7 protein-coding genes are annotated in these 6,144 nt (G+C 60.6%); 3 read left to right on the top strand and 4 right to left on the bottom strand.

All coding sequences use genetic code 11. The annotated features are described in order from the left end of the window. Positions 1–26 precede the first annotated feature (26 nt). Entirely contained in the window at positions 27–887 is an 861-nt protein-coding gene (locus HX846_RS06370; protein ID WP_178965150.1) for a universal stress protein, read from the bottom strand. Between the two features lie 151 nt (positions 888–1,038). On the opposite strand from HX846_RS06370, the gene HX846_RS06375 reads away from it, so the two are divergent. Further along, positions 1,039–1,641 (top strand): tRNA-(ms[2]io[6]A)-hydroxylase, encoded by a 603-nt coding sequence (locus HX846_RS06375; protein WP_008431008.1) that lies wholly within the window; start codon positions 1,039–1,041, stop codon positions 1,639–1,641. Here HX846_RS06375 and HX846_RS06380 read toward each other — a convergent pair. Further along, the gene (locus tag HX846_RS06380; protein ID WP_178965151.1) at positions 1,597–2,796 is read right to left on the bottom strand and encodes an MFS transporter; all 1,200 of its coding nucleotides are present in this window, start codon (positions 2,794–2,796) and stop codon (positions 1,597–1,599) included. The two genes, HX846_RS06375 and HX846_RS06380, sit on opposite strands and share 45 nt — an antisense overlap. A 31-nt stretch (positions 2,797–2,827) precedes the next feature. After that, the gene (locus HX846_RS06385) at positions 2,828–3,214 is read right to left on the bottom strand and encodes an ectoine synthase (RefSeq protein ID WP_003217559.1); all 387 of its coding nucleotides are present in this window, start codon (positions 3,212–3,214) and stop codon (positions 2,828–2,830) included. A 246-nt stretch (positions 3,215–3,460) separates the two neighbouring features. Here HX846_RS06385 and HX846_RS06390 point away from each other — a divergent pair, with 246 nt between their 5' ends. Continuing rightward, entirely contained in the window at positions 3,461–4,168 is a 708-nt protein-coding gene (locus tag HX846_RS06390) for a winged helix-turn-helix domain-containing protein (RefSeq protein WP_003217561.1), read from the top strand. Continuing rightward, positions 4,169–5,446 carry an ATP-binding protein gene (locus HX846_RS06395; RefSeq protein WP_102606509.1) on the top strand — a complete coding sequence of 426 codons (1,278 nt, stop codon included), beginning with the start codon at positions 4,169–4,171 and terminating at the stop codon, positions 5,444–5,446. A 62-nt stretch (positions 5,447–5,508) separates the two neighbouring features. Here HX846_RS06395 and HX846_RS06400 read toward each other — a convergent pair. Further along, positions 5,509–6,144: MipA/OmpV family protein (locus HX846_RS06400; RefSeq protein WP_178965152.1), on the bottom strand; the 636-nt coding region annotated here is incomplete at its 5' end.

Here is a 6,144-nt window from a genome sequence, read left to right on the forward strand (position 1 = left end):
CCGCTTTAGCTTTTGATTTACAACACTCACCCATTAGCCAGCTCTTCCAGATGATCCATCAACTCCTGCGGCTTAAGCACCAACACATCACTGTCCACCGCATCCAGCACCACCTCCGCCGTATTCCCGATCAACGCCCCGGAAATCCCGGTGCGCGCCACCGTACCAATGATGGTCACCGCCGCCTGCCACTTGTGCGCCGCGTGAGGAATCAACACATCCGCCGGCCCTTCCTCGATATGCAGATGAGTGTCGTCAATATCGAACTCCGCCTGAAACGCCTTGCACTGCTCACGATACCGGGCCTCGATCGTCTCCTTGAGCTGAAACACCGGATCCGCCGCCGACAGCATTGGCGACGGATGCGCACTGATCACATGCAACTGCGCCTTGGCCAGGCTCGCGATATCAAACCCATGATCAATGATCGCGTTATGCAACGCCTGATGCTCGGCATCAGAATTGCCCACATCGATGGCCGCCAAAATCACCCCGCCAGCCCAAGGCCTGGACGTCTTCACCAGCAGCACCGGAGACGGGCAGTAGCGCATCAACTTCCAGTCGGCAGGCGTCAACAGCGCCTTTTTCAGCGGGCTGTCAGCGAAATGCTGCTTGACCACCAACCCACAACCCTCTGCCTGCTGCACGTCGATGATGGTTTCATGCAGGCTGTCATTCCACGCCTGTTCGGTGGTGACGCTGTAGCCATCCTCCTGCAAACCGGCTTTCAGCAGGCTCAACATCGCAGAATGCTCGTGCTTCTTGTCACACACCAACAAATGCAAATGTGCCCCGGTGACGCCGGCAATCAGCTTGGCGCGCTTGAGGGCCAGGCTTTCCGAATGCTCAGGCTCGATGACCACCAGGATGCTGCGTATGGCTTGCATGGTCGGGTTCTCCAAAAAAGGGTGGGCGTGGAACAACTATAGTTGCTGCCCGGCACACGTCATGTTGATGCACATCAAGCCCGGTAGCTGGCGGTCTGCGGCGCGGTCGGTATAATCGCCGGCCTTTTGTGAATCTTTGCCCGTGAGCCCGATGAACCTGCCAGAAATCCACGAATTCCTCGGTTGCCGCACCCCCGACGGCTGGGTCCAGGCCGCGTTGGCCGACCAGGAAACCCTGCTGATCGACCACAAGAACTGTGAATTCAAGGCCGCCAGCACCGCCTTGAGCCTGATCGCCAAGTACCATTCCCACGTCGACCTGATCAACCTGATGTCACGCCTGGCCCGGGAAGAACTGGTGCACCACGAGCAAGTCATGCGCCTGATGAAGAAGCGCAAGATCGAGCTGCGCCAACTGTCCGCCGGCCGCTACGCTTCGGGATTGCGCAAGGTGGTGCGCAGCCATGAACCGGTCAAACTGGTGGATACCCTGGTGGTCGGCGCGTTTATCGAAGCCCGCAGTTGCGAGCGTTTCGAAGCACTGGTGCCGCATTTGGACGAAGAACTCGGCAAGTTCTATTTCGGCCTGCTGAAAAGCGAGGCCCGGCATTTCCAGGGTTACCTGAAACTGGCTTACCAGTACGGCGACGCCAAGGACATCGCCCAGGTCATCGACCGTGTACGCGCCGCCGAGCAGGAACTGATCGAGTCACCGGACGTCGAGTTCCGCTTTCACAGCGGCGTGCCAGCCTGACGCAACCGCTGCACCGAGCAACGCGGTGATCCCGGCGAGTATCAGGATCACCGCCTGCGTCCCCAGCGGCGCCGCCAGCAGTGCGATCAGCAACCCGGCCAGCGGCTGCGAGAGGTTGTTGAGCAAGGTCAGCACGCCCACCGTCTTGCCAAAGTCCCGGGCCGGGATTACCCGTTGTCGGACGCTACGGATGTACACGTTGAACATCTTGTCGAAACCGGTCAGCAGCAGGAAACCCACGGCATAAGCCCACACATTCGGGCTGATGGCCGTGATCAACGCTCCCACGGCAATCATCGAATACGACAAACCGCCCAGCACCTTGAGCGGCAGGGAAGCGTGCGCCAGGAAAAACAGGATGGCGATGGTCACCAGCGCGCCGGCCGCCTGCAACCCGGCGTAGGTGTCCTTGCCGGCGGCGTATTGGCCAATGACCATCGCGGCGGAAGTGGCGAGGGTGACGCCGATGATCAGGTTCACACCCACCGCCAGGGCGATAATCCTTTTCAGCTCCGGCAGGTCGCGGATATGCCCGAAGGCAACGTGCAACGGCTGTAGCCAGATGTCGTTGTGCTGCTCGAAAGTTTCAAGATTGACCGTGGTGTGGCGTTGCCAGATGCGCATCGCCAGGTCCGCCAGCAGGAACAGCCCTGCAACCCCCAGCACGACCCAGTGCCAGGCCCAGACGCCCAACATCAGCGCGGCCACCAGTGGGCCCAGCACCAGCCCGGTCTGGTCGGCAATCTGCGAGTAGGACAAGGTCTTGGCGTAGGTGTAATGCTTGAAGATATGCGGCAGCAGCACTTCCCGGGCCATGATGCCCTGGGTGGTCAACACGCCGCACAGCGCCGAAAGCATGACAATCCAGTAAATCCCGTCGAACATTCCATACAGCAGCACCGCCGCCACACACGCCAGCGCCCGGTACACCTGGCTGATATGCAGGACGCGCACGGCGGGATATTTGTCGCACAACGCCCCGCACACCGGGAACGACAGGTACCGCGGCAAGGATTCGACAAAAAACGCCAGGCCCGCCCAGGACACGCTGTTGGTGGTCTGGAACACGATCAGCGGCACGATGAACAACAGAATCTGGTCGGCCAGGCGTGACAGAAACAACGAAATGAAGAAAGCCAGGTAATCCTTGCGCATGGTGTGCTCGTGTCCGTGAGTCAAATTGTCGTCAGTAGCCGGAGCCGGATTTATCCGTGAGATTGTGGCGCTCGTCGCCCTTGAGCGGCGGGTTGAATACGCTGACCAGCACCAGGTCCTGCTCCTTTCCGCCTCTTAGATAATGGCAGTCGTGTTGGTCCAGCGCATAAATATCACCGGGGCGGATCGGGTAGACGTTACCGTCCATATCTTCGACTTCACCCTCACCGGCGATGCAGTAGCAAGCCTCCAGATGATTACGGTATTGCAGCAGTGACTCGGTGCCGGCACGCACGACGGTGTGGCAGACGGTATAACCCATCCCGTCCTTTTCCGTCAGCAACCGATGGCTGGTGCCAGCGCCCCATTCGACAAAGTGCGCGGTGTTTTCAATGTCTGATTTGTGACGAACGAACATGGTTTTCTCCCGCTATGTAGGTAGAGGGCCATGATTCTCTTGTGTTTGCGGTGTTGTCATCAGCGACATTTCCGAAAAGCGTGTGGGGCGCATCTGGCGGACGGTACCGAGTTAAAGACTGCGGTGAAACTGTTAAAAACTCTTAAAAGCATGAAGCTTCGTCGGCCAGTGATGGCCAGCTGCTTTAGTCTGCCGGCTTGCCACCTATAATGCGCACACTTCAATCCGCGCGTGCACTGGAAATTTATGGATAACTTGGGTCTCGGCAAGGTCTTGCTCGTGGAGGACGATGAGAAGCTGGCAGGGCTGATCGCCCATTTCCTGTCCCAGCATGGCTTCGAGGTGCTGGCCGTGCACCGCGGCGACCTGGCGCTGGCGGCGTTCCTGGAGTTCAAGCCGAAGATCGTCGTGCTCGACCTGATGCTGCCCGGCCAGAGCGGCCTGCATGTGTGCCGTGAAATTCGCAACGTGTCCGACACACCCATCGTGATCCTCACCGCCAAGGAAGACGACCTCGACCACATCCTCGGCCTGGAGTCCGGCGCCGATGATTATGTGATCAAGCCGATCAAGCCGCCTGTGCTGCTGGCTCGCCTGCGCGCCCTGCAACGTCGCCAGGCGCCGGAACCTACGGTGCGCGGCGCCCTTGAGTTCGGCCGCCTGGCCATTGACCGCAGTTGCCGGGTGGTGAGCCTGGGCGGGGAGAAGATCGACCTGACCACCATGGAATTCGAACTGCTGTGGTTGCTGGCCAGCGCCGCCGGGAAAATCCTCTCCCGCGATGACATTCTCAACCGCATGCGCGGTATTGCCTTTGACGGGCTCAACCGCAGCGTCGACGTGTACATCAGCAAGCTGCGCGGCAAGCTCAATGACAACCCCCGGGAACCGGTGTGCATCAAGACCATCTGGGGCAAGGGCTACCTGTTCAATCCGTTCGCCTGGGAGGTCTAGATGTTAAGGCTGTTTCTGCGTCTGTATATCATCCTGGCCATTGGCTTGGCCGGGGCGATCTGGCTGGTGAACTACACCTTCGATGAGCTGTTGCCGGAGGCCAACGAAACCTACAACCGCGAGGCCCTGCGCGGCCCGGCGTATGGGTTGGTGGAACAATTGCGGCCGGTGACGGGGGAAGCGCGCGCCGCCCGCCTGGCCGAGTTGCAACCGCACTATGGGCTGCGCCTGGCGCTGGTGCAGCGGGACAAGCTGAAACTGACCGAGCGTGAGCAGCAGCTGCTGGCCAGTGGCGAGTTGGTGGTGCGTGGGGATTTCATGGAGTTCATCTCCAACATCGACGGCGGCCACCAACTGCTGGAAATCAAACTGCCGGAAGAGCCCAAGTGGCTGTACATGTGGGCCTATGGCTTCCTCGGCCTGTGCCTGGCGATTGTCCTGTACTTCTGGGTTCGGCCCCATTGGCGTGACCTGGAGCATATCCGCCTGGCCGCGCAACGTTTCGGTGACAACGATCTCGGCTCGCGCATCCTGCTGCCGCGCCGTTCTACTGTGCGCGAGCTGGCGGGGCACTTCAACCAGATGGCCGAGCGCATTGAAAGCCTGATCGCCAACCAGCGCGAGTTGACCAACGCCGTGTCCCACGAGCTGCGTACGCCGATTGCGCGGCTGTCGTTTGAGCTCGACCAGCTCAAGCAACAGGCCGATCCACGGGAGAGCCGCGCACTGATCGCCGACATGTATGCCGACCTCGGCGAGCTGGAAGAAATGGTCTCGGAACTGTTGACCTACGCCAGCCTGGAACGCGGCGCCACGCAGATCACCCGGGAAAGCATCGAGGCCCACAGCTGGCTCGACAGTGTGCTCGGCAGCGTCGCCCTGGAGGCCGAGGCGGCAGGCGTGCAGTTGCTGCTGCGCACCTGTGAAGTCGATTACATCCGTATCGAGCCGCGCTTTATGGCACGGGCGGTGATCAACCTGTTGCGCAATGCAATTCGCTACGCCGACCGGCGCGTGGAAGTGTCGCTGGTGAAGTTTGGCACCGGCTATGAAGTACGGGTCAATGACGACGGGCCCGGTGTGCCGGTGGAAGGGCGAGGGAAGATTTTCGAGCCGTTCCTGCGCCTGGACGCCAGCCGTGACCGCCGCACCGGTGGCTTCGGCCTCGGCCTGGCGCTGGTGCGGCGGGTGTGCCAATGGCATGGCGGGCAGGTTGAAGTGCTGGATTCGGAGTGGGGCGGGGCATCGTTTCGGATGACCTGGGCGTATGCCGAGTAATCATCCAGGAGCCATGGAGATCAAATGTGGGAGNNTCCCACATTTTGATTGGGTTACCAAAGTTAGAACGTGTACTCGACCATCCCCATCACCGACGTCTGCAAGCGTCTCTCCACAATCGGGCTTTGCCCGGCCTTGTCTGCCAGGTACTGCACATCCAGCAGCGTCGAAAACTGTGTGTGCTCGCTGATCGGCAAGCTCCACACCAGATTCATCCCGTTGCTGATGTTGCCGCCGCTGGCCTTGTAGGCCTTGAAGCGACTCTGTGCGGCCTGGCCGGTGGTCACGCCGTACCAGGTCTGCAGGTAGTTGCTGTCGCCAAAATGGCTGCTGAGGCTGGCATCCAGCGAACCGTAGTCGCCGTCGTACAGGTTGGTGCCCAGGATCAGTTCCAGATGGGTGAACGCCTTGCCGGAATCCTTGTGATCATCTTCCTCAAGCGCATGCTCCAGGGTTGCGCCGAGAATCACCCCGCCCAGGTTATAGCTGCCACTGACACCCACCTGGGGGCGAGTCTTGATCTCGCCCATACCCTTGAGTTTCTTCGAGCCCGGGCGCCCGGTCTTGCTTTCGTCCTTGCGTGAGCCGCTGGCGCCGACGTAGGCGCTGAAGCTCGCACCGCCGCCGTCATAACCCCAGCCCAGGCCCTTGTCGGTGTCGAGGAAAATCCCCCACGGGCTGACGATGGTCGCCCCCAG

The sequence above is a fragment of the Pseudomonas sp. K5002 genome, from assembly GCF_013386655.1.
Lineage (GTDB): Bacteria > Pseudomonadota > Gammaproteobacteria > Pseudomonadales > Pseudomonadaceae > Aquipseudomonas.